26 protein-coding genes are annotated in these 25,644 nt (G+C 61.6%); 3 read left to right on the top strand and 23 right to left on the bottom strand.

The window, feature by feature from the left end; all coding sequences use genetic code 11:
* Positions 1–53: 53 nt before the first annotated feature.
* The 6 genes from acpP to ACYP2Q_RS14755 all read right to left on the bottom strand — a co-directional run bounded on the left by acpP (position 54) and on the right by ACYP2Q_RS14755 (position 4,044).
* Positions 54–290: an acyl carrier protein gene (acpP, locus tag ACYP2Q_RS14780; RefSeq protein ID WP_003175607.1), complete on the bottom strand. Its 237-nt coding sequence runs from the start codon at positions 288–290 to the stop codon at positions 54–56.
* 191 nt (positions 291–481) lie between these two features.
* Positions 482–1,225: a 3-oxoacyl-ACP reductase FabG gene (gene fabG / locus ACYP2Q_RS14775; protein ID WP_274072961.1), complete on the bottom strand. Its 744-nt coding sequence runs from the start codon at positions 1,223–1,225 to the stop codon at positions 482–484.
* 16 nt (positions 1,226–1,241) lie between these two features.
* Positions 1,242–2,180, bottom strand: a complete 939-nt coding sequence (gene fabD, locus ACYP2Q_RS14770; protein WP_459731122.1) for an ACP S-malonyltransferase — start codon at positions 2,178–2,180, stop codon at positions 1,242–1,244.
* A gap of 125 nt (positions 2,181–2,305) precedes the next feature.
* The gene (gene plsX, locus ACYP2Q_RS14765) at positions 2,306–3,316 is read right to left on the bottom strand and encodes a phosphate acyltransferase PlsX (RefSeq protein WP_459731121.1); all 1,011 of its coding nucleotides are present in this window, start codon (positions 3,314–3,316) and stop codon (positions 2,306–2,308) included.
* 4 nt (positions 3,317–3,320) lie between these two features.
* A complete protein-coding gene (gene rpmF, locus ACYP2Q_RS14760) occupies positions 3,321–3,503 on the bottom strand; it encodes a 50S ribosomal protein L32 (protein ID WP_003179396.1) in 183 nt (60 codons plus the stop codon).
* A 13-nt stretch (positions 3,504–3,516) separates the two neighbouring features.
* The gene (locus ACYP2Q_RS14755; protein WP_008066540.1) at positions 3,517–4,044 is read right to left on the bottom strand and encodes a YceD family protein; all 528 of its coding nucleotides are present in this window, start codon (positions 4,042–4,044) and stop codon (positions 3,517–3,519) included.
* Between the two features lie 105 nt (positions 4,045–4,149).
* On the opposite strand from ACYP2Q_RS14755, the gene ACYP2Q_RS14750 reads away from it, so the two are divergent.
* Positions 4,150–4,728, top strand: coding sequence for a Maf family protein (locus ACYP2Q_RS14750; RefSeq protein WP_459731120.1), 579 nt, complete (start codon positions 4,150–4,152; stop codon positions 4,726–4,728).
* 155 nt (positions 4,729–4,883) lie between these two features.
* Here ACYP2Q_RS14750 and ACYP2Q_RS14745 read toward each other — a convergent pair whose 3' ends face one another.
* From ACYP2Q_RS14745 to rluC, 3 genes are read right to left on the bottom strand one after another with little or no spacing between them, the layout of a single operon-like run.
* Positions 4,884–5,882 carry a S49 family peptidase gene (locus tag ACYP2Q_RS14745; protein WP_459731119.1) on the bottom strand — a complete coding sequence of 333 codons (999 nt, stop codon included), beginning with the start codon at positions 5,880–5,882 and terminating at the stop codon, positions 4,884–4,886.
* A gap of 24 nt (positions 5,883–5,906) precedes the next feature.
* Complete coding sequence (locus tag ACYP2Q_RS14740) at positions 5,907–6,569, bottom strand: HAD-IA family hydrolase (RefSeq protein WP_459731118.1); 663 nt, start codon at positions 6,567–6,569, stop codon at positions 5,907–5,909.
* Complete coding sequence (gene rluC, locus ACYP2Q_RS14735) at positions 6,556–7,518, bottom strand: 23S rRNA pseudouridine(955/2504/2580) synthase RluC (protein WP_274072956.1); 963 nt, start codon at positions 7,516–7,518, stop codon at positions 6,556–6,558. The genes ACYP2Q_RS14740 and rluC overlap by 14 nt, the downstream gene beginning before the upstream one ends.
* Before the next feature lie 702 nt (positions 7,519–8,220).
* Between rluC and rne the strand changes: the two genes are divergently transcribed.
* On the top strand, positions 8,221–11,460 hold the full coding sequence (rne, locus tag ACYP2Q_RS14730) for a ribonuclease E (RefSeq protein WP_459731117.1): 3,240 nt from the start codon (positions 8,221–8,223) through the stop codon (positions 11,458–11,460).
* A gap of 92 nt (positions 11,461–11,552) precedes the next feature.
* On the opposite strand, the gene ACYP2Q_RS14725 is transcribed toward rne, so the two are convergent.
* From ACYP2Q_RS14725 to ACYP2Q_RS14670, 12 genes are all read right to left on the bottom strand, one after another.
* The gene (locus ACYP2Q_RS14725; protein WP_459731116.1) at positions 11,553–12,143 is read right to left on the bottom strand and encodes a nucleotidyltransferase family protein; all 591 of its coding nucleotides are present in this window, start codon (positions 12,141–12,143) and stop codon (positions 11,553–11,555) included.
* A complete protein-coding gene (locus ACYP2Q_RS14720) occupies positions 12,140–13,123 on the bottom strand; it encodes an XdhC family protein (protein WP_459731115.1) in 984 nt (327 codons plus the stop codon). The genes ACYP2Q_RS14725 and ACYP2Q_RS14720 overlap by 4 nt, the downstream gene beginning before the upstream one ends.
* Positions 13,123–15,444 carry a xanthine dehydrogenase family protein molybdopterin-binding subunit gene (locus tag ACYP2Q_RS14715; protein ID WP_459731114.1) on the bottom strand — a complete coding sequence of 774 codons (2,322 nt, stop codon included), beginning with the start codon at positions 15,442–15,444 and terminating at the stop codon, positions 13,123–13,125. Before ACYP2Q_RS14715 ends, ACYP2Q_RS14720 begins: the two co-directional genes overlap by 1 nt.
* Positions 15,441–15,911: a (2Fe-2S)-binding protein gene (locus ACYP2Q_RS14710; RefSeq protein WP_323608675.1), complete on the bottom strand. Its 471-nt coding sequence runs from the start codon at positions 15,909–15,911 to the stop codon at positions 15,441–15,443. Before ACYP2Q_RS14710 ends, ACYP2Q_RS14715 begins: the two co-directional genes overlap by 4 nt.
* A gap of 241 nt (positions 15,912–16,152) precedes the next feature.
* Complete coding sequence (gene murB / locus ACYP2Q_RS14705) at positions 16,153–17,172, bottom strand: UDP-N-acetylmuramate dehydrogenase (RefSeq protein ID WP_459731113.1); 1,020 nt, start codon at positions 17,170–17,172, stop codon at positions 16,153–16,155.
* Positions 17,169–17,633 (bottom strand): low molecular weight protein-tyrosine-phosphatase, encoded by a 465-nt coding sequence (locus ACYP2Q_RS14700; protein ID WP_459731111.1) that lies wholly within the window; start codon positions 17,631–17,633, stop codon positions 17,169–17,171. Before ACYP2Q_RS14700 ends, murB begins: the two co-directional genes overlap by 4 nt.
* On the bottom strand, positions 17,633–18,397 hold the full coding sequence (kdsB, locus tag ACYP2Q_RS14695) for a 3-deoxy-manno-octulosonate cytidylyltransferase (protein ID WP_459731110.1): 765 nt from the start codon (positions 18,395–18,397) through the stop codon (positions 17,633–17,635). Before kdsB ends, ACYP2Q_RS14700 begins: the two co-directional genes overlap by 1 nt.
* Entirely contained in the window at positions 18,394–18,579 is a 186-nt protein-coding gene (locus ACYP2Q_RS14690) for a Trm112 family protein (protein ID WP_007945752.1), read from the bottom strand. Before ACYP2Q_RS14690 ends, kdsB begins: the two co-directional genes overlap by 4 nt.
* Before the next feature lie 25 nt (positions 18,580–18,604).
* Positions 18,605–19,615, bottom strand: a complete 1,011-nt coding sequence (gene lpxK, locus ACYP2Q_RS14685) for a tetraacyldisaccharide 4'-kinase (protein ID WP_459731109.1) — start codon at positions 19,613–19,615, stop codon at positions 18,605–18,607.
* Positions 19,615–20,043 carry an ExbD/TolR family protein gene (locus tag ACYP2Q_RS14680; protein WP_459731108.1) on the bottom strand — a complete coding sequence of 143 codons (429 nt, stop codon included), beginning with the start codon at positions 20,041–20,043 and terminating at the stop codon, positions 19,615–19,617. The genes lpxK and ACYP2Q_RS14680 overlap by 1 nt, the downstream gene beginning before the upstream one ends.
* A complete protein-coding gene (locus ACYP2Q_RS14675; RefSeq protein WP_459731107.1) occupies positions 20,040–20,675 on the bottom strand; it encodes a MotA/TolQ/ExbB proton channel family protein in 636 nt (211 codons plus the stop codon). Before ACYP2Q_RS14675 ends, ACYP2Q_RS14680 begins: the two co-directional genes overlap by 4 nt.
* Before the next feature lie 98 nt (positions 20,676–20,773).
* A complete protein-coding gene (locus tag ACYP2Q_RS14670; RefSeq protein ID WP_459731106.1) occupies positions 20,774–23,008 on the bottom strand; it encodes a DNA internalization-related competence protein ComEC/Rec2 in 2,235 nt (744 codons plus the stop codon).
* A gap of 136 nt (positions 23,009–23,144) precedes the next feature.
* Between ACYP2Q_RS14670 and ACYP2Q_RS14665 the strand changes: the two genes are divergently transcribed.
* Positions 23,145–23,660: a DUF2062 domain-containing protein gene (locus ACYP2Q_RS14665; protein WP_459731105.1), complete on the top strand. Its 516-nt coding sequence runs from the start codon at positions 23,145–23,147 to the stop codon at positions 23,658–23,660.
* Between the two features lie 193 nt (positions 23,661–23,853).
* On the opposite strand, the gene ACYP2Q_RS14660 is transcribed toward ACYP2Q_RS14665, so the two are convergent.
* Both ACYP2Q_RS14660 and ACYP2Q_RS14655 read right to left on the bottom strand, forming a co-directional pair.
* Positions 23,854–24,633 (bottom strand): ABC transporter permease, encoded by a 780-nt coding sequence (locus tag ACYP2Q_RS14660; protein ID WP_459731104.1) that lies wholly within the window; start codon positions 24,631–24,633, stop codon positions 23,854–23,856.
* A complete protein-coding gene (locus tag ACYP2Q_RS14655) occupies positions 24,630–25,562 on the bottom strand; it encodes an ABC transporter ATP-binding protein (RefSeq protein WP_459731103.1) in 933 nt (310 codons plus the stop codon). Before ACYP2Q_RS14655 ends, ACYP2Q_RS14660 begins: the two co-directional genes overlap by 4 nt.
* Positions 25,563–25,644 lie beyond the last annotated feature (82 nt).

Here is a 25,644-nt window from a genome sequence, read left to right as displayed (position 1 = left end):
CGCCATGATGGCAGTGCGGTTTTTCCATGACAGCGAGCAACGATTACAAACTATTACGCCTGGTGGCTAGTAACGTAGTCGATTGCAGCTTGTACAGTAGTGATCTTCTCAGCTTCTTCGTCAGGGATTTCGGTCTCGAATTCCTCTTCCAGAGCCATCACCAGCTCAACGGTGTCAAGGGAGTCAGCACCCAGGTCTTCAACGAAGGAAGCAGTGTTGACCACTTCTTCTTCTTTAACGCCCAGTTGCTCGGCAACGATTTTCTTGACGCGCTCTTCGATGGTGCTCATACCTTGTTTTCACTCCTAATGGACAAATTCAGGCAGCTGGCCAGTGGGTAAGTGTATAGAAAGACTTTTCAGCTTTTCAACTGAAAGCTTCACTCCTCTAACCCGGTGACCGGCTGCCTATAAATAGATTGCAGCTTTATAACGGATTTTAGACAGCTCGTATGACATTTTTTTGAAACGATCCGTCACATTTAACTCATGTACATCCCGCCGTTCACCGGGATTGTAGCCCCAGTAACGTAAGCCGCACCGTCCGACGCAAGAAAAGCGACCACAGACGCGATCTCTTGAGCTTGCCCCAGACGACCCAGCGGAATCTGCGTCTGCAAGGCTTCACGCTGTGCCTCGGGCAGCTCGCGGGTCATATCGGTATCGATGAACCCTGGGGTCACCGAGTTTACCGTAATCGAACGCGAACCGACTTCACGCGCCAGAGAGCGGCTGAAACCTTCCAGGCCGGCCTTGGCGGCAGCGTAGTTTACTTGGCCTGCGTTGCCCATGGCACCCACAACCGAGCCAATACTGATAATTCGTCCCCAACGAGCCTTGGTCATGCCGCGCAAAACGCCCTTGGACAGGCGGAACAGACTGTTCAGGTTGGTATCGACCACGCTATGCCACTCGTCGTCTTTCATGCGCATCATCAGGTTATCGCGGGTGATGCCGGCATTGTTGACCAGGATCGCCGGTGCACCGAACTGTGCCTGGATGCTCGCCAGGACAGCCGCCACGGACTCGTCGCTGGTGACATTGAGCTCAAGGCCAGTGCCCTGAATGCCGTTTTCCTTCAGGGTGGCGGCAATGCGCTCGGCACCCGAGGCGGAGGTCGCGGTGCCGACAACGATGGCGCCCTGACGACCCAGTTCCAGGGCGATGGCCTGGCCGATACCGCGGCTCGCACCGGTGACCAGTGCAACTTTACCTTGCAGACTCATGCAAGCTTCTCCTGATTCAGGCCAGCGCTGCGCGGGCGGCAGCGAAAGCGTCTGGGGTATTGAGATTGGAAGTCGATACGCCTTCGGCGCAGCGCTTGTTCAGACCGGCCAGTACTTTGCCAGGGCCGCATTCGACCAGATTGATCGCGCCTTTGGCGGCCAGGGTCTGCACGGATTCTACCCAGCGTACTGGCTTGTACAGTTGCTCGAGCAGATCACGCTTGAGGGTTTCCAGATCCGCCGGCACCTGGGCGCTGACGTTCTGTACCACGGGGATCTGTGGGGCCTGCCAATCGATCGCTGCGATCGATTCGGCGAAACGCTCGGCTGCCGGACGCATCAGTTCGCAGTGCGACGGCACGCTGACCGGCAACGGCATGGCGCGCTTGGCGCCACGGGCCTTGCAGCCTTCGATGGCACGCTCGACCGCCGCCTTCGCGCCGGCGATGACCACTTGCCCCGGGGAGTTGAAGTTGACCGCGCTGACCACTTCGCCCTGCGCCGCTTCGGCACAGGCAGCCAGTACGTCGGCGTCTTCCAGGCCGAGGATGGCAGCCATGCCGCCCTGCCCGGCCGGAACGGCTTCCTGCATCAGTTGGCCACGGCGCTCGACGAGCTTCACCGCGTCCGCCAGGCTCAGGCTGCCAGCCGCCACCAGAGCGCTGTACTCACCCAGGCTGTGACCGGCGACATAAGCCGGACGCGCGCCGCCTTCTGCCAGCCACAAACGCCACAAGGCGATCGAAGCGGTCAGGATCGCCGGCTGGGTTTTATCGGTCTGGTTGAGTTGTTCTTCCGGCCCTTGCTGGGTCAGGGCCCACAGGTCGTAACCCAGGGCATCGGAAGCTTCTTTGAATGTGTCGAGGACGACCGGGTATTGCGCGCCCAACTCGGCCAGCATGCCGAGGGACTGCGAACCCTGTCCCGGAAAGACGAATGCGAGGGAAGCAGACATGTAACAAGCCCCTAATGATCTGGTCGTCGGAGAATTGGCGTCCCACTCGGGGGACGCAAGAAACTGACAGTTGGATGGCCAATTGAACCAAGCGGTCACATTTAAGCATTGTCCGACGAAAACGCCTAAAGCAACAAATCCTCCAGACGACCGTGGATGCGTTCCGGCAGGTTTTCCTGAATCTCGATCAGAGCACGGGAAATGGCACTTTGAAAGCCCTGGACCCCCGCAGAACCGTGACTCTTTACGACAATCCCCTGCAAACCGAGGAAGCTCGCGCCGTTATGCCGCGCGGGTGCCAGGTCGGCCTGCAGGCGCTTCATCAGGGGCAAGGCCAAGGCTCCGACCATGCGTGATGGCAGGTTTTTCTTGAACAACGCCTCGATGCGCCCGGCAATCATGGTGGCCAGGCCTTCGCTGGACTTGAGCAGGATGTTGCCGACAAAACCATCGCACACCACGACGTCCGCTTCACCACGGTACAACCCGTCGCCTTCGACAAAACCGATGTAGTTGATGCCACGGGCTGCTTGCAGCAGGGTTGCTGCCAGCTTGACCTGCTGATTGCCCTTGATGTCCTCGGTGCCGATATTCAGCAACGCCACGCGCGGACGCACGATGCCCAGGGTTTCCGCCGCGACGGAACCCATCACCGCGAACTGCAAGAGATGTTCGGCGCTGCAATCGACATTGGCGCCCAGGTCGAGCAACTGGCAGTAACCTTTCTGCGTCGGGATCGCCGCCACCATGGCTGGTCGATCGATGCCCGGCAAGGTCTTGAGCACGAATCGCGACAACGCCATCAGCGCCCCGGTATTACCGGCGCTGACGCAGGCCTGAACCTTGCCGTCGCGCAGCAACTCAAGGGCCACGCGCATCGACGAGTCGGGCTTGCCGCGCAGCGCCTGGGCAGGTTTTTCATCCATGGCGATGACTTCGGAGGCCGCAGCAATCGACAGGCGCGCGCGATCCACAGCCGATTGGCCAGCGATCAATTCTTCAAGGAGGGAGGGTTGACCGACGAGGGTCAGGTGCAGCGAGGGCGTGGCAGACAGGCAAGCAAGGCTGGCCTGGACAATGCTGCGGGGACCGAAGTCCCCGCCCATTGCGTCAATCGCGATGACTTGAGCGGACAAGTGATTACTCGTCAGCGCCCTTGTCGATCACTTTACGGCCACGGTATACGCCTTCTGGCGATACGTGGTGACGCAGGTGAACTTCACCAGTGGTTTTTTCTACAGACAGGGTGCTAGCCTCGAGAGCGTCGTGCGAACGGCGCATGTCACGGGCAGAGCGGGATTTTTTGTTCTGCTGAACAGCCATAATTGATTAACTCCTAAACGTTTGGGTCACGCTTTAACTGCGCCAATACACTGAACGGGTTGGACCGCGTTACCTCGTCCTCGCTCGGTTCGGGCTCATCTGCTCCCGCCGGCTGCTGGCATTCTTCCGGATGATGAGCAGGCACAATGGGCAAGGCGAGCAGAAGCTCCTCCTCGATCAGTGACTGCAGATCCAATGGATCTTCGCCCAGTTCCAGCACGTCATAACCTTTCGGCAACGACTGGGTATTCGCACCCTCCTTCACCACAGCGTAACTGCATTCGCTATGGATCGGCAGGGTGACCAGCTCAAGACAACGCTGGCAAACCATTTTGACCTCGGTGTCGATAAAGCTGTGGATGACCACAGATTTACGTTCATCTCGTTCAAAAACGAATTTAGCCTGCACCGTACCGACATTGTCGGAAAGCGGGTCGCAGAGTCTCTTCAAATCGGCCAGCAGCATTTCACCCTGGAGGGTGGTGCCACGATCAGCCAATTTGCGCGGGTCAACGTGAGGTGGAATCGGGTCATTCAACATAGGCGCAGCATTATAGGGATGCACCCGCCCATGTCAAAGGAAATTCAGCCCTGTCCGTCACTTGGAAGCCTCGCTAGAATTCGTGCCTGTCATTTGGAGTTGCGCATGCTGCCTTTATTACTCGCTTCCAGCTCGGTCTATCGCCGGGATTTGCTGGCCCGCCTGCAGCTGCCATTCAGCTGCAGCTCGCCGGATATCGACGAAAGCCATCGCCCTGGAGAATCCGCCATCGAGCTGGTCAAAAGGCTCGCCGAACAGAAAGCGCGGGCACTGGCCGCCAGCCATACCGCTCATCTGATTATCGGCTCCGACCAGGTCGCGGTGCTCGGCGACCGGATCATCGGCAAGCCCCACACCTTCGAAAAAGCCCGCGAGCAACTCCTGGCTTCCAGCGGCGCCAGCGTGACCTTCCTGACAGGGTTGGCCGTGCTCAACAGCCAGACCGGCCACTGCCAGGTCGACTGCATCCCTTTCACGGTCCACATGCGCACACTCGACAGCGAACGCATCGAACGCTATCTGCGCGCCGAACAACCCTACGATTGCGCAGGCAGCTTCAAGGCCGAGGGGTTGGGGGTGAGCCTGTTTCAAAGCACCGAAGGGCCTGACGCTACCAGCCTGGTCGGCCTGCCGTTGATTCGCCTGGTGGACATGCTGCTGGCCGAGGGCGTGCAGATTCCCTGACCCCACCCCTCTGCAGGAGCCGGCTTGCTGGCGATCGATCGACCTTGAATCCTGCATCGATCCTCAGGACGCCATCGCTGGCAAGCCAGCTCCTACAGGGTTACGTGAGCTCACAAAAAAACCGGCAAGGGCCGGTTTTTTTATGCTTTGGGAAATCAGCGCAATGAGGGACCGTTAAAGCCCATCCACATCGCCAAATGTTCAGCCACGCTGGCACCGAGCTTTTTCGAGAAGCGGTCGAACGGCGATTCCTGAACGGTGAAGTCCACCAACTCCTTCTCACCAATCACATCACGCGCAACCGAACTGGCATTGCCCAGGCCATCGATCAACCCCAGCGGCAGTGCCTGCTCACCCGACCAGACCAGTCCGGAAAAGAGCTCCGGATGCTCCTTGTCTTTCAGGCGGTCGCCACGACCCTGCTTGACGCTATTGATGAACTGCTTGTGAGTGGTGTCGAGCACGCCCTGCCAGAACGCCGTTTCTTCAGGCTTCTGCGGCTGGAACGGATCAAGGAAGGATTTGTGCTCGCCCGAGGTGTAGGTGCGACGCTCCACACCCAGCTTCTCCATGGTGCCAACGAAACCGTAGCCGGCCGCTGTCACGCCGATGGAACCCACCAGGCTCGCCTTGTCCGCATAGATCTGATCGGCCGCACTGGCAATGTAGTACGCCCCGGAAGCGCCCAGGTCGGAAATCACCGCGTACAGCTTGGTATCCGGATGCAGACCCCGCAGACGACGGATCTCGTCATAGACGTAGCCCGACTGCACGGGACTGCCGCCCGGGCTGTTGATGCGCAGGATGACGCCCTTGACCTTATCGTCCTCGAAGGCAGCCCGCAGGCTGCCCACGATATTGTCGGCGCTGGCCGGCTCCTTGTCGGCGATCATGCCGGTGATGTCGATCAGCGCGGTGTAGTTACCGCTGCGGGTAGCGGCCTTCTCCATGTCCATCAGCGGCGTAAACAGCGCCAGCGCGACAAACAGGTACACGAAGGTCAGCAACTTGAAGAAAATCCCCCAGCGCCGGGAGCGACGCTGCTCCTGCACACCGGCCAGCAAGGTCTTTTCCAGCAGCTTCCAGCTTTTTTCGTCACCGCTCTCTGCGCTCTCTGCGCTCGCCTTGGCGGGCGCTTTCCATTCGTCGGCCATGCCATCTACCCCAGCAAAAACGTATTAAGCGCGCTGGCCCAGCCAGTCGTGCAATTGTGAAAAACGATCGATGGTCAGTCGCGGCTCGAACAGCTTCAGCGCCTCGATCGATTGCGCGCCGTAGCTGACCGCGACCGAATCCATGCCGGCATTGCGTGCCATCTGCAAATCGAAGGACGAATCACCCACCATCAGCGCCTGGTCCGCACGCACCTCGCAATGGGCGAGTATCTGCTCCAGCATCAACGGATGGGGCTTGCTGGCCGTCTCGTCGGCGGCACGGGTGATGTCGAAGTAATCCTCCCACCCATGGGACTTCAGCACCCGATCCAGCCCGCGACGGGCCTTGCCCGTGGCCACGGCCAGATGATAACCCTGGGCCCGAAACGCCTCGAGCGACTCGACCACGCCTTCAAACAAGGGCGAAGGCTCCGCCTCCGAGGCGATGTAGTGATCGGCATAGTGTTGACGGAACGCCACCAACTCCGCATCGCCGATGTCGGGATACAGGGTACGGATCGCCTCCGGCAGCCCGAGGCCGATGATGCCCTTGACGGCAAAGTCATCGCACTGGGCAAACCCGGACCGCTGCGATGCCACGTGCATCGCCTCGACAATCCGACCGATGGAATCGGCCAAGGTGCCGTCCCAATCGAAAATCAGCAGCTTGTAATCAGATGGGCGCACTCAATCGCTCCACAGTCTTGGCCCACATCTCGTCGACCGGGGCCTGCAACTTCAGCTCGCCGCCATCGGGCAGCGGCACGGTCAGCATGTAGGCATGCAGGAACAGGCGCTTGCCGCCCAGATCGCGGATTTCCTTGCTGAAACCTTCCTCACCATATTTGCTGTCGCCAGCGATGCAATGCCCGGCGTGCAGGGTGTGAACACGGATCTGGTGAGTGCGGCCGGTAATCGGCTTGGCTTCGATCAGGGTGGCGAAGTCGCCGAAGCGGCGCAGGACCTTGAACACGGTCACGGACTCCTTGCCCTCCTCCTCGTCGACCTCGACCATGCGCTCGCCAGAGCGCAGGTTGCTTTTGCCAAGCGGCGCACGGATTTGCTTGATCGAGCTCGCCCAGTTACCGCGCACCAGCGCCATGTAGCGCTTGTCGACGCCATCACCGCGCAACGCGGTGTGCAAGTGGCGCAACATGCTGCGCTTCTTGGCGATCATCAGCAGGCCGGAGGTATCACGGTCGAGACGGTGAACCAGTTCGAGCTCCTTGCAATCGGGGCGCAACTGACGAAAGGCTTCGATCACCCCGAACGTCAGGCCGCTGCCGCCGTGAACCGCAATGCCAGCGGGCTTGTTGATCACGATCAGGGCCTTGTCTTCGAAGACAATCGAGGCTTCCAGGCGCTGCAGCAGCCCCTGGGCCAGCGGCACCGGCTCGTCACGTTCAGGCACGCGAACCGGCGGCACGCGCACGATATCGCCCGCCTGCAGCTTGTATTCGGGCTTGATCCTGCCCTTGTTCACTCGCACTTCGCCTTTGCGCAAAATGCGGTAAATCAAGGTCTTGGGCACGCCTTTGAGCCGAGCGAGAAGGAAGTTGTCAATACGTTGGCCGGCATATTCCGGCGAGACCTCAAGCAGTTGTACGCCTGGAGTCGGGGGGGTAGTCGTCGTCATGCCGCGGATGATAACAATTTTTTATGGAATTGAAGCACTTAATCATTGCTGCTATAGTCGCGAACGCCGCCAAAAGCGGCCTGGACAGCGGACCAACGGTCAAAAACCGGCCCTGACCATCGCAATTCACCAGGACGCGAGGCCGTCCTACGGGGCTTTCGCTACGTAACGGTGGAGTTTGCAGGTGTAACAAGCGCAGGTGACATGAGGCCTGAATCAAGCCGCGGAACAGAGTTTTGACTCGTCCTGCGAGTGAATATTCACGGCCAGTTCACAAAGTGCAGTCAGCTGCGAATGACCCCGAGCGAATGCTTCGGAAACAACGCCTAAATTAGCCATGATGCGTGACCCTCCCCTTTCGGAGCTCACGGTAAATGCCAACCCGCTGCGGATTCTGCGCGCGGCAGCACCCGAATTATCAGGGATACGTGTAGGGTGGAGATGCACAACCGCTGGACTGTGTAGCAATAGGCTTTATCAAGACGCTTCATCTCGTCCACAGCCGCCGGTTGATTCCTCCTCCTGACTGAGTGCTTAAGTAGCCACAGCAAGCAGGACGCGTACGTCGCGATGAAGGCCCACATTGGCCGGATTTCGCTGGACACGGGAATGGCCAACCACTCCCGACGCACCTGACACCGACCATGAGAAGTCGTGTGTGCCGAACGCCGTTTCCGGCAGCCCGGAAACCGACGGTACTACATGAAAAGAATGCTGATTAACGCAACTCAACCCGAAGAGTTGCGCGTTGCACTGGTAGATGGCCAACGCCTCTACGACCTGGACATCGAATCCGGTGCACGCGAGCAGAAGAAGGCCAACATCTATAAAGGCCGGATTACTCGCATCGAACCAAGCCTTGAGGCTGCCTTTGTCGATTTCGGCTCTGAGCGCCACGGCTTCCTGCCCCTCAAAGAAATCTCCCGCGAATACTTCAAGAAAGCGCCTGAAGGCCGCGTCAATATCAAGGACGTCCTGAGCGAAGGCCAGGAAGTTATCGTTCAGGTCGAAAAAGAAGAACGTGGCAACAAGGGCGCAGCCCTGACCACCTTCATCAGCCTGGCCGGTCGTTACCTGGTGCTGATGCCGAACAACCCGCGTGCCGGCGGTATCTCCCGTCGCATCGAAGGTGAAGAGCGCAACGAACTGCGTGAAGCCCTCAACGGCCTGGTTGCCCCGGCCGACATGGGCCTGATCGTGCGCACTGCCGGCCTGGGCCGCAGCAGCGAAGAAATGCAGTGGGACCTCGACTACCTGCTGCAACTCTGGACCGCCATCAAAGAAGCGTCGCTGGATCGTTCCGCGCCTTTCCTGATCTACCAGGAAAGCAACGTGATCATCCGCGCGATCCGCGATTACCTGCGCCAGGACATCGGCGAAGTGCTGATCGACAGCGTTGAAGCCCAGGACGAAGCCCTGACCTTCATCCGCCAGGTGATGCCGCAGTACGCCAGCAAGATCAAGCTGTACGAAGACAGCGTTCCGCTGTTCAACCGCTTCCAGATCGAAAGCCAGATCGAAACCGCCTTCCAGCGCGTCGTCGAACTGCCTTCCGGTGGTTCCATCGTTATCGACCCGACCGAAGCCCTGGTGTCCATCGACATCAACTCGGCACGCGCCACCAAAGGCAGCGATATCGAAGAAACCGCCCTGCAGACCAACCTTGAAGCTGCCGAAGAAATCGCCCGTCAGTTGCGCTTGCGCGACATCGGCGGCCTGATCGTCATCGACTTCATCGACATGACCCCTGCCAAGAACCAGCGCGCCGTGGAAGAGAAAGTCCGCGAATGCCTGGAAGCCGACCGCGCTCGCGTGCAAGTCGGTCGCATCTCGCGCTTCGGCCTGCTGGAAATGTCCCGTCAGCGCCTGCGTCCATCCCTGGGCGAAAGCAGCGGCATCGTTTGCCCGCGTTGCAACGGCACCGGCATCATCCGTGACGTTGAATCGCTGTCCCTGGCGATCCTGCGCCTGATCGAAGAAGAAGCCCTGAAAGACCGTACCGCCGAAGTCCGCGCACAAGTGCCGATCCCGGTGGCCGCGTTCCTGCTCAACGAAAAACGCAACTCGATCACCAAGATCGAACTGCGCACCCGTGCCCGCATCGTCATCCTGCCGAACGATCACCTCGAAACGCCACACTTCGAAGTGCAGCGCCTGCGCGATGACAGCCCGGAAGCCGCGATCAACCAGTCCAGCTACGAAATCGCCGCTGCCGCTGCCGAAGTCGAAGAAGTCCAGCCAGCCGCTGCGACCCGCACCCTGGTTCGCCAGGAAGCCGCAGTCAAGACGGCGCCGGCCCGCGCCAACGCTCCGGTTCCGACCGAAGTGGTCGCCGCTCCGGTTGCCGCACCCGTCGCCGCACCAGAGCCAAGCCTGTTCAAAGGCCTGGTGAAGTCGCTGGTCAGCCTGTTCGCCACCAAGGAAGAGCCAGTGGCTCCGGCCGTGGTCGAGAAACCGGCTGCCGCCGAGCGTCCAGCCCGCAGCAACGAAGAGCGTCGCAACGGCCGCCAGCAGAGCCGCAACCGTAACGGTCGCCGCGATGAAGAGCGCAAGCCTCGCGAAGAGCGCGCCCCACGTGAGGAACGCGCACCCCGCGAGCCGCGCGAAGAGCGCCAGCCACGGGAAGTCCGCGAGCCTCGCGAAACCCGCGAAGAAACCCCGGCCGTAGCCCGCGAAGAACGCGCACCGCGCGCGCCACGTGAAGAACGTGCACCCCGCGCCCCACGCGAAGATCGCAAGCCACGTGGCGAGCGTGAAGAGCGTGTGCGTGAACTGCGTGAGCCTCTGGACGCCGTTGCTCCTGTCGCTGCTGCCGCAGCTACTGCTTCTGCTACTGCTACCACTGAAGAACGCCCGGCCCGCCCGCCACGGGAAGAACGCGCTCCACGCCCACCGCGTGAGGAACGTCAACCACGTGCCGAACAAGCGACTGCCGTTGCCGAAGAAGAGCTGACCGGCAACGAAGAGCAACTGCAGGAAGACGGTCAGGAAGGCGCCGAAGGCGATCGCCCACGCCGCCGCTCCCGTGGCCAGCGTCGTCGCAGCAACCGTCGCGAGCGTCAGCGTGACGCCAACGGCAACGTGATCGAGGGTTCGGATGAGTCCGAAGCCGGCGAGAGCAATGAAGCGCCAAGCACCGCTGACCTGGCCGCCGGCCTGGCTGTTACCGCAGCCGTTGCCAGCACCGTGATCAGCGCTCCGGCCGAAGCACAGGCCAACGAGCAAGCCGAACGCGCCACTGCCGCTACCCAGGAATCGGCTCCGGTCGAAGCTCCGGTTGTGGAAGCGACGACTCCGGTCGAAGTAACCGCATCGCCAGAAATCGAAGTGGCAGCAGCGCCGGAAGCACAGCCAGTGGTTGAAGCTGGCGCTGAGCCAGCCGTGGTTGCAGAACCGGTTATCGAAACCGTCACTGAAACCGTGACTGAAGCTGTTCGTGAAGTTCGCGAAGAGCAAACCGCGTTCAACTGGGTTGCCGAGCCAGCCGTAGCCGAAACGCCTGCTCCAGCACCCGTTGCCGAAGCCGAAGTGGCTGAAGCGTCGGTCTCCGAGCCGGTTGTCGCGGCTGGCGAACCTGCTCCAGTGGTTGAAGCACCGGTTGTTGCCGAAGAGCCCGCGCCAGTGGTCGAAACGGCCCCTGTCAGCGCCCTGACGCCAAGTGGCCGCGCACCGAACGACCCACGTGAAGTGCGCCGCCGCAAGCGTGAAGAAGAGCGCCTGCAGCGCGAAGCCGAATTGGCGGCCGCTGCTGCTCCGGTTGTCGCTGACGAGCCAGCACCGCCTGCTGCCGAAGTGGTCGAGGCAGCTCCTGCCCCGGCTGCCGAAGTCGCTGCCGAGCAGGCTGAATCGGTGATTGCCGAAGCCCCTCGCTCCGTTCAGGAAGCGGTTGTGCAACACGAGCAAGCCCAGGAAAAAGAGCACGAGCCTAAACCTCTCGTCTGATTTCCTCGGCTAATGAAAAGCCCCGCCTGGTGATCCCGGGCGGGGCTTTTTTTATTTGCGAACATCACACCGATCCCACAGCGAATTTGTGATTACTTGAAATTCAGCTTCTGCGGTACATCCACATCCCACAACACGCCTGGATCATCCACCGTCACTTCAACCACACGCCCCTGGGCAAAAAGCGCCTTGGCGCCACGATCACCCGCCAACGCCATCAAACCCGGACCAAAGCTGCGCCCGAAGCCCACCGGGTGCCCGTACTCACCCGCCTGCACCGGCACGCTGATGCAGTCATCAGCCATGTTCGCCACCACCTGTTCGATACTTGAAGGCAGGATGAACGGCATATCCCCCAGCATCATCAGCCAACCCTCAAGCTGCGCACAGGCCGCCACACCGGCCGCAATGCTGTCCCCCATCCCGGTTGATTCGATCAGGACGATCTCGCAGCCATAGGCCTTGGCCATGCGGTTCACCTGCGGGCGATCCGCCGTGGTCACCAGAATGCGTTTTTCCAGGGTGGCAGGCAGATTGACCAGGACCTGTTCAATCACCGAGCGAACCGTGCCATCGCGCCCTGTGCAATCCGCCAGCAGCTTGTCCTTTTCCTCACCGGCGACCTGTCGAAACCGCCTGCCCTGCCCCGCCGCCAACACGATCACCCCGATGGATTCACTCATATGCCCTCCCGTAGCGGTTTTTTCTGCTTGAGTTCGATGCCATTCTTGATGGCCACGATCTCGGCCATCAGCGACAAGGCGATTTCCGCCGGGCTGTGGCTGCCGATGTGCAAGCCAACCGGGCCATGCAGCCGATCGATGGCCTGTTGCGACAGGCCGAGCTGAGCCAGGTTGTCGCGACGCTTTTGGCTGTTGATGCGCGAGCCCAGCGCGCCGACATAAAAGGCCCGGGAATCGAGGGCCGTCAGCAGGGCCATGTCATCCAGGCGGGGGTCGTGAGTCAGGGCCACGATGGCCGTACGCTCGTCAGTCTGGATGTTCACCACCGCCTCATCGGGCATGCCCGAAACGAATCGACCGTGCTGCTCCTCCCAGCCGTAGACGAACTCGCTGCGCGGATCGCAAATCAATACTTCGAAATCCAGCAACCGCGCCATCTCGGCGACATAGCGGGACAACTGCCCGGCACCGATCAACAACAGGCGCCAACGCGGGCCATAAATGGCCCGCAGGGTCTGGTCATCGAAAGCCAGCACATCGGTCCTGTCGGCGGGCTGCAAAATCACTTCACCGGTGGCGATATCCAGCGAACGCGCGACGATTTCATGGGCCTGGCAGCGCGCCAGCAACTCGGCGACCCATGCAGGATCGTCGACGCGCTCCTCGGTCAAGCGCAAGGTGCCGCCGCAGGGTAACCCGAAGCGCGCCGCCTCCTCACGGCTCACGCCGTAGGTGATCAGTTGCACCGGCGGCCCGTCGGCCGTAATGCGACCGTCATGCAACCGGGCGATCAGGTCGTCCTCGACACAACCACCGGACACCGAGCCGATCACCACGCCGTCCTCACGCAGCGCCAGCATGGCGCCAGGCGCCCGGGGCGCGGTGCCCCAGGTCTGCACGACGCTGTACAACATTACCCGCTGGCCGGCGTGGCGCCACTCCAGCACGCTGCGCAGGACATTCAGATCGGCACTGTCCATCACGCCTGGACCTTCTGCCAGCCCTGCAATTGATAACGGATCGGCAGGTTGCGGATACGCTTGCCGGTGGCGGCGAAGATCGCATTGCACAGGGCCGGCGCAATCGGCGGCACGCCCGGTTCGCCGACACCGCCCAACGGCACGTTGCCCGGCGGCGTGACCAGGTGCACCGCGACTTCCCTGGGCGCCAGGGACATGCGCGCCACTTCGTACATGTGGAAGTTGTCCTGCTGGACCTTGCCGTCCTTGAAGCTGATTTCGCCCAGCACCGCGTTGCCCAGGCCCATGACACAGGCGCCTTCGAACTGCGCGCGAATCCGCTCGGGGTTGATCTGCGGACCGCAATCCACGGCGATGTCGGCCTTGTGCACGATCAAGGTGCCATCGTCCTTGACTTCGACTTCAATCACCGCGGCCACGTAGGTCACGAAGCTGTAATGCACCGCCAGCCCCAGGCCCCGGCCTTTGGGCAACTCGCGGCCCCAGCCGGCGGCCTTGGCGGCGGTTTCCAGCACCGTGCGCAATCGCGCGGTGTCGATCGGATAACGCTCGGGCGATTCACCGTAGTTCCACTCTTCACTCAAGTTACGCGGATCGATCTGACGGTCCGGGCCGAGCAGCCTGACCTGGTACTTGAGCGGGTCCTCCCCGGCCTTGTGCGCCAGTTCATCGATGAAGCTCTGGATCGCAAAGCCGTGGGGGATGTTCGACACCGAGCGATACCAGCCCACCCGCGTATGCACGGTGGCCTCGGGGTTTTCCAGGCGAATGTTGGGAATCGCGTAGGCCATGTTGGTGAACCCCATGCCCAATTCGAAGGCAGCCTCGTGGTTCATGCCCGGGGCGAACAGCGCGGTGATGCTCGGTGCCACCGTGCGGTGCAGCCAACCGGAGGGCAGGCCATCCTTGTTCAGGCTGGCCTTGAGGTATTCGGCCGACACGGTGTGAAAATACGAACAGTGGATATCGTCTTCGCGGGTCCATTGCACCCGCACCGCCTTGCCGGGGAATTCCTTGGCCAGGATCGCCGCTTCGATGATGAAGTCGGGTTTGGACTTGCGCCCGAAACCACCGCCCAGCAGCGTCACGTTGAACGTAACCTTTTCGAATGGTATGCCCAGGCGTTCGCCAATGCGCTCGCGGGTAACCTGTGGCGCCTGGCTTGGCCCCCAGGCCTCGCACACCCCGTCTTTGTAGCGAGCGATGGCGACCATCGGCTCCATTGGCGATTGTGACAGGTGTGGCAAGTAGTAGGAGGCTTCCAGGGTGCTGGTGGCACTGCTCATGGCCTCGTCGATGTTGCCGGTATTGCGCACCACTTTGCCGGGCTTGAGCGAGGCGGCCTCCAGTTCCTTGCGGTAGGCGATCGAATCGTAGCTGGCGTTTGGGCCATCGTCCCATTCGATTTTCAGCGCCTCGCGCCCCTTGATCGCCGCCCAAGTGTTGCTGGCCACCACCGCGATGCCGCCCAGGGGTTGAAACTCCGAGGGCAAGGGACGGCTTTCGATCTGGATGACCTTGACCACCCCCGGTACTTTCATCGCCGCACTGCCATCGAAGCTCTTGACCTTGCCGCCGTACACCGCCGGCCGGGCAATGGTGGCGAACAGCATGCCATCGAAATGCACGTCGGCGCCGTAGACCGCGCGACCGTTGACGATGTCGTCGCCATCGATGGCCCGGGTGCCTTCCTTGCCGATATAGCGAAACTCCGACGGCTGCTTGAGTCGCAAGCTGTCCCGGGCCGGCACGGCCAGGGCGCCCGCAGCGGCGGCCAGGGCGCCATACTCCAGTTCGCGCCCGGAAGGCTTGTGGATGACTTTATGCAGTTGGGCATGGCATTCGCCGACCGGGACTTTCCACTGATCGGCGGCGGCCTGTTCGAGCATGGTCCGCGCGGCGGCACCGCAGCGACGCATCGGCTCGTACCAGTGGCGCATGCTGCGCGAACCGTCGGTGTCCTGGTTGCCGAAGCGTACTTCATCACCCGGCGCCTGCTGCACCTTGACCCGCGTCCAATCGGCCTCCAGTTCATCGGCCACCACCATCGTCAGGCTGGTCCGTACGCCCTGGCCCATTTCCGAACGGTTGCACACCACTGTCACCGTGCCGTCAGTGGCAATGCTCACATACACCTTGGGATCGTCGACCCAGCCGTGGGGCATGCCGTCGGCACCGAACTTTTTCTGCGCTTCTTCGGCAAATGCGTCCTGCCAGCCCCAGCTCGCGGCGACCACCAGTGCACTGGCGGCGCCCACACCCTTGAGGAAACCACGCCGACTGAGGTTGCTCAGGGCGAAATCATCGGGTAACCGGCTCATGCCTTGGCCTCCTTCAGGTGAGTGGATGCCTGGCGGATGGCGGTCTTGATGCGGTTGTAGGTGCCGCAGCGGCAGATGTTGCCGACCATTGCCTCTTCAATCTGTTCGTCGCTCGGGTTCGGGTTGGTCTTGAGCAGCGCGGTGGCGGACATGATCTGCCCACCCTGGCAATAGCCGCATTGGGCCACGGCCGTATCGAGCCAGGCTTGCTGCACGACTTTGCCGACCGGGTCGGCATGCAGGTTATCGATGGTGGTGACGTTCTGGCCAACGACCGAGCCGATCGGCGTGATGCAACTGCGCGCCGGGGCACCTTCGATGTGAATCGTGCAGGCGCCGCAAAGGCCCATGCCACAGCCAAACTTGGTGCCGTTGTAACCGGCCACGTCGCGGATCGCCCAGAGCAAGGGCATATCCTCGGTAACGTCGAGCGGATGGTCTTGACCGTTGAGTTTCAGGGTAATCATGGGTACGCCCGCGTAGTGCTTGGGTTATGGGGTCGAGCAATCCGCCGCTGGATCTTTTGTTGGGAACGCAGATCGACTCAGGCTAATGGGCTCTCTTGTGCGAACGGACACGTCTGCACCGGGCCTTTGGTGGAGCAAATGCTTGCATCGTCGGCAGACCGGGTTAAGCCTGCATTAACAAAAAAGCCCTGCACAACATGAGTTGTACAGGGCTTTGGCAATCGGTCATGAAAGCTTAGCTTCAATACCGGTTGGGCTCCATTTCCAGGTCGACATGGAAACGCTCTGCAATGTCTTTCTGGATGCGCTGCGCCAGGTCCAGCAGTTGCAATCCCGTCGCACTGCCGTAGTTGACCAGCACCAGCGCCTGCATCTTGTGCACGCCGGCATCGGCCTCGCGGAAACCTTTCCACCCCGCCCGTTCGATCAACCAGCCAGCCGCCAGCTTCATCTGCCCGTCGGGTTGCGTGTAGGCCACCAGGTCCGGGTATTCGCCCTTGAGCTGGGCGACCAGCGCCGCTGGCACCAGGGGGTTCTTGAAGAAGCTGCCGGCATTACCGAGCACCGCCGGGTCCGGGAGTTTCTCGTTGCGAATGCTGCAGATGGCCTGACTGACGTCTGTCGCGGTCGGATGATCGATGCCTTGCTCGGTCAGGCGCTGACGCACCGGACCGTACTCCAGGTGCAGGTGTGCAGCGCGATCGAGGATAAAACGCACGCGCAGGATCAACCAGCGCCCAGGCTCCTGCTTGAACACGCTGTCGCGGTAGGCGAAGTTGCACTCTTGCAGGCTGAAGTCGCGCAACTCGCCACTCTGGCGATCGAGGGCGGTCAGGCCGGCAAATACATCCTTGATCTCCACGCCATAGGCACCGATGTTCTGCATGGGCGCGGCCCCCACGGTGCCGGGAATCAGGCTGAGATTCTCCAGGCCCGACAAGCCCTGCACCAGGGTGTGTTGCACGAACGGGTGCCATGGCTCGCCCGCTTCCGCCTCGATCACGACTTTGCTGCCATCGTCGCTGAGCACGCGGATGCCGCGGGTGGCCATGCGCAGTACCAGCGATTCAACGTCGGCCGTCAGCAGCAAATTGCTGCCACCGCCGATCACCAGCAAGGGCACCTGGTGTTCCCGGGCATAGGCCAGCGCCTCACGCACATCGGCATCGCTGTGGGCCTCGGCAAACAATCGGGCCTGGACATCCACGCCAAAGCTGTTGAACGGCTTGAGCGATACCCCTGATCGCAGTTGCAGGCTCATAACCGTTCCTTCAGTTCGATCACCAGCAGGTCACTGGCGCGCTCGATCAGGTCCAGCACCAGTTCAAAGCCATATTCACTGTCGTTATACGGGTCCGGGACTTCATCGATGTACAAGGGGTAGCGACGCAGGAACAGGTCCAGCTCCGCCCTGGCCTTGGCCGGTTGCAGATCCTTGAGGTTGCGCAGGTTGCTGTTGTCCATCGCCAGGATCAGGTCGTACTCGGCGAAATCGGCGCGGGTGACCTGCTGGGCGCGCTGGCCGGACAAATCATAACCACGCCTTTTGGCCGCCGCCTGGCTGCGCTTGTCCGGTGCACTGCCCACGTGCCAGTCGCCGGTGCCGGCGGAGGCCACTTCGACTTGATCGGCCAGCCCCGCTTCGCGCAATTTATGCCGCAGTACGCCTTCGGCCGTGGGTGAACGGCAGATATTGCCCAGGCAGACAAACAGAACCCGCATCAGGCCTCCAGCAGGCGACGAACGCGCTCAAGGTCTTCAACGGTATCGACACCGGCCGGCGGCGCGATCAGTGCATCGGCGACGTGAATCCGCACCCCGTGCCACAAGGCACGCAGCTGTTCCAGGCACTCGGTGTTTTCCAGCCAGCACGGGCCCCAGCTGACGAAGTCATGCAGGAAGCCGGCGCGATAGGCATAAATGCCGATGTGGCGGCGATACGGCACACCTTGCGGCATTTGCTCGAGGGTCTTGGCGAAGGTGTCCCGCGCCCATGGCAAGGTGGCGCGACTGAAGGTCAGCGCCAGGCCATTGAGGTCGCTGACGACCTTGACCACGTTGGCGTTGAACAGGCTCTGAACGTCTTCGATCGGTTCGGCCAGCGTGGCCATGCGCGCTTCGGTGTGGGTCGCCAGGTTGACGGCCACCTGATCGATGACACTTGGCGGGATCAGCGGCTCGTCACCCTGGACGTTGACCACGATCGCGTCAGGCGCCAGGCCCAGCTTCGCCGCGACTTCGGCCAGGCGATCGGTTCCGGAGTTATGGTCTTCGCGAGTCATCACCACTTGCGCACCAAACCCTTCGCAGGCCTGGGCGATGCGTACGTCGTCCGTAGCCACCACCACACGCTGGGCGCTGCTTTTGCACGCCTGTTCCCAAACGTGCTGGATCATCGGCTTGCCGGCGATCAACAGCAGCGGCTTGCCCGGCAGACGGGTCGAGGCATAGCGCGCAGGAATAACAACGGTAAAGGCTGTAGTCATTTATCCAGACGCTCGTCGGTGGTCAGGGTGCGCGCTTCGGTTTCGAGCATGACCGGGATGCCGTCGCGAATCGGGTACGCAAGGCCAGCGCCCTTGCTGATCAGCTCGGTCTTGTCGGCGCTGAGCTTGAGCGGACCTTTGCAGACCGGGCAAGCGAGGATGTCGAGCAATTTGGTGTCCATGAACATTCCCTGGATAGAAACGGAGTTAAGGCAAAAGACGAGCCGGCAACAGGCGCATCAACTGTGTATCGAACCAGGCCGTGAAGGCTGGCGACGGCACAGCGTCGACCGCCAGGTACCACCAGTCGGCGGCGGCGAAGGCACGGCACTTCACCGCATCCTTTTCGGTCATCACCAATGGCAATGGCGGATTGAAATTCAAGGCCTGCACGCTGTATTCGGCGTGGTCGGCAAACGCATGCAGGACTGGCTGCCAGTGTAACGTTTCGAGGGTCTTGAAGAAACGCTGCGGGTTACCGATCCCGGCCACGGCATGCAGCGTCTGGCCCGGGGGAAAGTGATCGAGCGGACGCCGTTCGCCGCTTTGCAGGTTGACCAGTGCCGTCGGTTGCAACTGGAAGGCAAAGCCGTCGCCGCTGTCAGCCGTGGCACCGTTGTAGAGCACCGCGTCGACACTTTGCAGACGCTCGACCGGTTCACGCAATGGCCCGGCCGGCAAGCAACGGCGGTTGCCCAGGCCACGGGCGGCGTCGATCAGCACCAGTTCCAGATCCCGCGCCAGACGGTAATGCTGCATGCCGTCATCGGACAGGATCAGGTCCAGCGGCTCACTGGCCAGCAAGGCTTTGACCGCCGCGCTGCGATCCGGATCGATCATCAATGACACGCCGGTACGCTGCACGATCAACAGCGGTTCATCGCCAGCGATATCGGCGCTTTGATCCGCCTCGACCCGCCACGGCAATTGCGCAGGCTTGGCACCGTAACCGCGGCTGACCACACCGACCCGCAAGCCGCTGCGTTGACAGTGCTGGATCATCCACAGGATCAGCGGGGTCTTGCCGGTGCCGCCGACGGTGATGTTGCCCACCACGATCAGTGGTACCGGTGGCTGATAGATCTCACCCTCACCCGCCAGAAAGCGCTTGCGCTTGTTGTTGACCACGCGCCGGTACAACCACTCCAGCGGCTGTAGCAGTTTCAGGGCCGGATGACCTCGGTACCACGCGGCGAGCAGGCGATCGGACATGGCCATCAGGGCGCGGGCGGCGCCGCCTCGACTGTGGTCATGCGCAAATGGCTGAAGCCGAGCTTGCCGGCGGCGTCCATGGCGGTAATGACTGACTGATGCTGGGATTTTCCGTCGGCGCTGATGGACAGCGGCCGACTGGTGTCGCCATTGGATTGTTTCTGCAGGGCATCCATCAGCGTCGCCAGGTCACTTTTGGGCAATACCTGGTTGTTCACCGAAAACACCCCGTCGGCGCTGATCGCGATATCCAGCTGCCGGGCCTGGTCATCGGCAGGCGCACCGCTGACCGCTTCAGGAAGTTCGACGCGCAATTGGGTTTCACGGGTAAACGTGGTGGTCACGACGAAAAACAGCAGCAGGATAAACACCACGTCGATCAGCGACGCTAGGTTGATGTCCACATTCTCCCGTTGCTTGCGGCGGAATTTCACGCTTTGACCCCCGCCAGATCCACGTCACGATCACCCTGCACCACTTCGACGAGCTTGATCGCTTCCTGCTCCATGCCGACCACCAGTTCATCGATCCGGCGTTGCAGGAAACGGTGGAAGAACACCGACGGGATACCGACCATCAAGCCGGCGGCCGTGGTGATCAGCGCCTTGGAGATACCCCCGGCCAGCACCGCGGCGTTGGTGGTCATGCCCGAGCCCATGAACGCGCTGAAAATATCGATCATACCCAGCACCGTACCCAAAAGCCCCAGCAACGGCGCCATGGCGGCGATGGTGCCGAGGGCATTGATGTAGCGTTCCAGCTCGTGGATGACCCGCGCGGCAGCCTCTTCGATGCACTCTTTCATGATCTCGCGACCATGCCGGGAGTTGGCCAGGCCCGCGGCCAGGATTTCACCCAGGGGCGAATTGGCGCGCAGTTCCTTGAGCTTTTCCTTGTTCAGTTGCTTGTCCTTGATCCAGACCCAGACCTGCCCGAGCAAATGCTCCGGGGTCACGCGACTGGCCCGCAGGGTCCACAGACGTTCGGCAACGATTGCCATTGCCGCGATGGAACTCAGGATGATCGGCAGCATCATCCAGCCGCCGGATTTGACCAATTCCCACACAGTGACAGTCCCCTCGAAAAAGTGCGCCACTCTAACATAGGGGGTGGGCGCACCGAAGACTGTGATGTCGCATCCGGTCGGCCTTAGATAACTTCCGGTTATTTGTCCGAGGGTGGCGGATCGCGCCAGAAGCGCCGTTCTTGACGCATCGAGCGCGGCGGCTCGAAACGCCCCAGTTGCAGATGAACGGCGCCTTGCTGCGCACTGTCATGGATCGCTGTCCCGCGATTTCGATAGCGTGTTATCACCACCGAATGCGGATGGCCGAACGAATTGCCCTGGCCACGGGAGATCAGCACCGCCTTGGGCTGCAAGACGTTGAGCAGCGCCATCGACGACGAACTGTGACTGCCGTGGTGCGGGGCCTGCAACCAATCGGTGGGCACGGCCAACGGGCTGTCGAGCAACGCGCGCTCGGCGCTGCTGTCGATGTCGCCGCTGAGCAGCAAGCGCTCGCCCCTGGCTTCGATCTGCAACACGCAGGAATTCTGATTGCTGTCCCTGGCCTGTGGCCAATGCCATAGCTGGAAACTGACGCCATCCCACGTCCATTGCCGGCCACTCTCACAGCCCTCGGACTGTAACCTGGCAGGCAGGTCGGCTGGTTCGCCACTAAGCACCCGTTTTACCGGCAACCCATTGGCAACTGCCTGGGCGCCACCGGCGTGATCGGCATGGGCATGGCTGATCAACATCAGGTCGAGCTCCTTCACCCCCAGTTTGCGTAACGCTGGCAGGACCACCCGTGCGCCCTGGTCGAGATCACGAAAACGCGGACCGGCGTCATACAACAGCGTGTGATGGCGAGTGCGCACCATGATCGCCAACCCTTGTCCCACATCCAGTTGCCAGACCTCGGCAATGCCTTCGGGCAGCTGCGGCCGCGGAGGAAAAACCAGGAGCAGCAGCAAAGGCCACCCCAGCGGACGCATTGGCACCCCTCGCGGCAACAGCAACAAAAAGGCGCCCAAAGTGCCCAGGCCCCAGACCCACAGCGGGATGGCCGCGGGCAGCCACGCGGGCACCTTGCCGGCGACCAGTGCCAGGCCGGTGAACAGCCAATCGATCAAACCGCCCGCCAGCCACAGTAGCCACTCGCCAATGTAGGGCACCGGCAACAACAGGGTCCCGAGCAAGGCCGGGGGCAGCACCACCAGGCTGATCCAGGGCACCGCCAGCAGATTGACCAGCGGTCCGCTGAGGCTGATCGGCAATCCCAGGACCAGCAAGAACGGGCCAAGGCCGATTGCGATCAGCCACTGGGCGCGGGTCCAGGCTTGCCACCAGGGCCAGGGTCCCAAGCGACCACCGAACGTGAAGATCAATACCGCCACCGCCGCGAAGGACAGCCAGAAGCCCGGTTGCAGACTCGCCAACGGGTCCATCAGCAATACGCCATTGAGTGCCAGCAACAGAGGCCACCAGGCCCCCAGGTGACGAAACCGCAGGCGCCACAGCAGCACCAGGCCGATCATCAGGCAAGCTCGGCGAACCGGCACTTCGAATCCAGCCAGCAGCCCATAGCCAATGGCGGCCACAAAAGCCAGGCCGCAGGCCCAGGGCAACCATGGCAGACGACCTGGCCACACGCCATAACGGGCAAGCCCGGCGATCAACAGGTAAACCAGTCCCGCCAACAAGCCGACGTGTTGCCCGGAAATCACCAGCAGATGCACGGTGCCGGTGTCTTGCAACACCTGCCAGTCTTCGCGACTGAGCCCCGCGCCGTCTCCCAGCACCAATGCCATCAGTACGCCCGTTCGACCCTGGGCGTCCACGACCTGCAGCCGCTGCCGGACACCGTCGCGCAAGGCCCAGCGGGCTGGCGCCAGGCGCTCCCCGGCCTTGACGGTCCCGGTCGCACCGATGCGTTGCGCCAGCAGCCAGGCCTCATAGTCGAAGGCATGCGGATTGAGCAACCCCACAGGTCGCTTCAGCTTGACCGCCAGCCGCCAGCGCTCGCCGCTGTTGACCGGCGGGCCGTCGTACCAGGCCAGACGCAGGCGTCGCGGCAGGTCGCTGCGGCGTGACTGGCTGTCACTCAATTCGAAACGCACCACACCGTCGGCGTTCTGCGGCAATCCGGTGACCCGCCCTTCGAGCCAGCGTGTTTCCCCGTCGAGGGCTGGCGCCAGCCGATCATCCAGGGCCCACTGTGCATGGGCGCAGGCCCAACTCAAGCCGAACAGGAAAAACGCCGCCGCATACGTCCTGAACGGCAGCAACATCAAGCCCGCCAACGGCATCAATAACCACAACCAGACCGGCGGTAACGCCGGTAAAAAACGCAAGGCCAGCAGACCCAACGCCAGCGCCATCATCCCTGTGCGCATAAGCCCGTCCTTGAGAGTCCCGTCCCTAGTCATAGCCCGCGCAGGGCACGTCCGTCGTTAACAATTGTCACAAAGTCTGAATGGGAGCTTCATGGAATCCAGACATACTTGCCGACCTGACCGACCGAGAAGCCTTATGCCCCGGCGATTATTCAAACGCTATATGCCAGACCCGACCAGCATCAGGGAACACAAGTCCTTACGCTTTCTCGGCACCCTGCTGCATGACCCGAACCTCTGGCACCTCAATCGCCATTCCGTGGCCCGGGCCATGGCGGTCGGCCTGTTCGCGGCATTCCTGCCAATTCCTTTGCAGATGCTGGTGGCCGCGATTCTCGCGATCATCGTGCGCGGCAACATGCCGATCGCGGTCAGCCTGGTCTGGCTGACCAATCCGATCACCATGCCGGCCGTGTTCTTCTGCACCTACCAGACCGGTGCCTGGCTGATGGACGTTCCGGCACGGCATCTGCCGGACGAGTTGACCTGGGAATGGATCAGCGGCGAGCTCTCGACCTTGTGGCAGCCATTTTTGCTGGGATCGGTGGTGATGGGGTTGGTACTCGGGGCTTTGGCCTATTGCCTGGTGATGATGTACTGGCGCTGGTGGGTGGCGCGGCAGTGGCGGCGGCGCAAGCGAAGTCGGATGTGAGAATGCAAAACGGCGCCTCAGGACGCCGTTTTGATTTGGAATGCGGCCCCCTGTAGGAGCGAGCTTGCTCGCGAAAAACCCGAGAGCACCGCGGGGTGCCAGTCTCCCCGCGTCATCGTTGACCTCCATCGCGAGCAATCGAGCGTCGACCGGCTGCTCCTACAGAAGATCGGGGACATCCGCTAGGCAGCGATCAGGTACGCATCCCCCGCCCACTCACCAGCAACCGCGCACACCCCAGGTACAGAATCACAGTCGCCACCAGCATGAACGTGATCGCGATGCTGATCCGGATATCCGACACCCCGAGAATGCCGTAACGGAACGCATTGACCATGTGCAGCACCGGGTTGGCCAGGGACACGGTTTGCCAGAACGGCGGCAGCAACGAGATCGAGTAGAACACCCCGCCCAGGTAGGTCAAAGGCGTGAGCACAAAGGTCGGGATGATCGAGATGTCATCGAAGTTGCGCGCAAACACGGCGTTGATGAAGCCCAGCAGCGAGAAGATCGTCGCCGTCAGCACCACCACCAGAATGGTCACGCCCAGGTGATGCACCTGCAAATCGGTGAAGAACAGCGACAGCAGTGTCACGATGACCCCGACCATCAGGCCACGCAGCACGCCACCGAGGGTGTAGCCGATCAGTATGGTGTGCGGCGACACCGGCGACACCATCAGCTCTTCAATGGAACGCTGGAACTTGCTGCCGAAGAAACTCGACACCACGTTGCCGTAGGAGTTGGTGATCACCGACATCATGATCAGGCCCGGCACGATGTACTCCATGTAAGTGAAGCCACCCATGTTGCCGATCTGTCGACCGATCAGGTTGCCGAAGATCACGAAGTACAGGACCATGGTGATCGCTGGCGGCAGCAGCGTCTGCGGCCAGATCCGGGTAAAGCGCCGGACCTCACGGTAAACGATGGTGTTGAGGGCAACGAGGTTGGGTTGCAGCTCGGAACTCATACCGCCACCTTCGACAGATTTTTCTCCACCAGGGACACGAACAACTCCTCGAGGCGATTGGTTTTGTTGCGCAGGCTCAGCACTTCGATGTTCTGCTGCGCCAGCTGAGTGAACAGCGCAGTGATGCCCATGCTTTTGTCCACTTGGACTTCCAGGGTGTGACCATCGAGCAACCGTGACGGATAACCAAGCAGTTGTGGCGGCGCGCTCACACTGCTCTTCAAATCCAGCAGGAAGGTCTCGACATGCAGTTGGCCCAGCAACTGCTTCATGCTGGTGTTCTCGACGATGATGCCGTGGTCGATGATGCCGATGTTACGGCACAGCTGCTCAGCCTCCTCCAGATAGTGCGTGGTGAGGATGATGGTGATGCCTTTCTTGTTCAGCTCGGTGAGGAAGGTCCACATCGAACGACGCAGTTCGATGTCCACGCCGGCAGTCGGTTCGTCGAGGATCAGCAGGCGCGGTTCGTGGACCAGCGCACGGGCGATCATCAGGCGACGCTTCATGCCGCCGGACAGCGAACGCGACGGCACATCGCGCTTGTCCCACAGGCCGAGCTGGGTCAGGTACTGCTCGGCGCGTTCCTTGGCGACTTTCGCCGGGATGCCGTAGTAACCGGCCTGGGTCACGACGATGTCGAAGGTCTTTTCGAACTGGTTGAAGTTGAATTCCTGGGGGACGACGCCGATGGAGCGCTTGAGCGCCGCCGGGTTCTTGTCCAGGTCGTGACCGAAGATATTCACTGTGCCGCTGGTCTTGTTCACCAGGGTCGAAAGAATGCCGATGGTCGTGGATTTGCCGGCGCCGTTGGGGCCGAGCAAGGCGAAAAAGTCACCTTCGGCGACATCCAGATCGATACCACTCAAGGCCTGGAAACCGTTGCCGTAGGTTTTGGTTAGCTGCCGGATGGACAGAGCGGAACTCATATCGGATTACGCACCAAGAAGGAAAGAAAGGGACAGATATGGGCGGGCGGCAGGCAAAACAACCGCGGCGCATGGACGCAAT

Source organism: Pseudomonas sp. MHK4 (genome assembly GCF_054600775.1).
Note: the sequence above shows the minus strand (reverse complement) of the source record. Positions and strands in the feature narration are given on the sequence as shown.

Excerpts from the sequence above, each read along its gene's own strand:
- acpP (WP_003175607.1), bottom strand. The coding sequence starts at position 290 with ATGAGCACCATCGAAGAGCGCGTCAAGAAAATCGTTGCCGAGCAACTG.
- fabG (WP_274072961.1), bottom strand. The coding sequence starts at position 1,225 with ATGAGTCTGCAAGGTAAAGTTGCACTGGTCACCGGTGCGAGCCGCGGT.
- fabD (WP_459731122.1), bottom strand. The coding sequence starts at position 2,180 with ATGTCTGCTTCCCTCGCATTCGTCTTTCCGGGACAGGGTTCGCAGTCC.
- rpmF (WP_003179396.1), bottom strand. The coding sequence starts at position 3,503 with ATGGCTGTTCAGCAGAACAAAAAATCCCGCTCTGCCCGTGACATGCGC.
- ACYP2Q_RS14755 (WP_008066540.1), bottom strand. The coding sequence starts at position 4,044 with ATGTTGAATGACCCGATTCCACCTCACGTTGACCCGCGCAAATTGGCT.
- ACYP2Q_RS14750 (WP_459731120.1), top strand. The coding sequence starts at position 4,150 with ATGCTGCCTTTATTACTCGCTTCCAGCTCGGTCTATCGCCGGGATTTG.
- ACYP2Q_RS14745 (WP_459731119.1), bottom strand. The coding sequence starts at position 5,882 with ATGGCCGACGAATGGAAAGCGCCCGCCAAGGCGAGCGCAGAGAGCGCA.
- rluC (WP_274072956.1), bottom strand. The coding sequence starts at position 7,518 with ATGACGACGACTACCCCCCCGACTCCAGGCGTACAACTGCTTGAGGTC.
- rne (WP_459731117.1), top strand. The coding sequence starts at position 8,221 with ATGAAAAGAATGCTGATTAACGCAACTCAACCCGAAGAGTTGCGCGTT.
- ACYP2Q_RS14725 (WP_459731116.1), bottom strand. The coding sequence starts at position 12,143 with ATGAGTGAATCCATCGGGGTGATCGTGTTGGCGGCGGGGCAGGGCAGG.
- ACYP2Q_RS14720 (WP_459731115.1), bottom strand. The coding sequence starts at position 13,123 with ATGGACAGTGCCGATCTGAATGTCCTGCGCAGCGTGCTGGAGTGGCGC.
- ACYP2Q_RS14715 (WP_459731114.1), bottom strand. The coding sequence starts at position 15,444 with ATGAGCCGGTTACCCGATGATTTCGCCCTGAGCAACCTCAGTCGGCGT.
- ACYP2Q_RS14710 (WP_323608675.1), bottom strand. The coding sequence starts at position 15,911 with ATGATTACCCTGAAACTCAACGGTCAAGACCATCCGCTCGACGTTACC.
- murB (WP_459731113.1), bottom strand. The coding sequence starts at position 17,172 with ATGAGCCTGCAACTGCGATCAGGGGTATCGCTCAAGCCGTTCAACAGC.
- ACYP2Q_RS14700 (WP_459731111.1), bottom strand. The coding sequence starts at position 17,633 with ATGCGGGTTCTGTTTGTCTGCCTGGGCAATATCTGCCGTTCACCCACG.
- kdsB (WP_459731110.1), bottom strand. The coding sequence starts at position 18,397 with ATGACTACAGCCTTTACCGTTGTTATTCCTGCGCGCTATGCCTCGACC.
- ACYP2Q_RS14690 (WP_007945752.1), bottom strand. The coding sequence starts at position 18,579 with ATGGACACCAAATTGCTCGACATCCTCGCTTGCCCGGTCTGCAAAGGT.
- lpxK (WP_459731109.1), bottom strand. The coding sequence starts at position 19,615 with ATGGCCATGTCCGATCGCCTGCTCGCCGCGTGGTACCGAGGTCATCCG.
- ACYP2Q_RS14670 (WP_459731106.1), bottom strand. The coding sequence starts at position 23,008 with ATGCGCACAGGGATGATGGCGCTGGCGTTGGGTCTGCTGGCCTTGCGT.
- ACYP2Q_RS14665 (WP_459731105.1), top strand. The coding sequence starts at position 23,145 with ATGCCCCGGCGATTATTCAAACGCTATATGCCAGACCCGACCAGCATC.
- ACYP2Q_RS14660 (WP_459731104.1), bottom strand. The coding sequence starts at position 24,633 with ATGAGTTCCGAGCTGCAACCCAACCTCGTTGCCCTCAACACCATCGTT.
- ACYP2Q_RS14655 (WP_459731103.1), bottom strand. The coding sequence starts at position 25,562 with ATGAGTTCCGCTCTGTCCATCCGGCAGCTAACCAAAACCTACGGCAAC.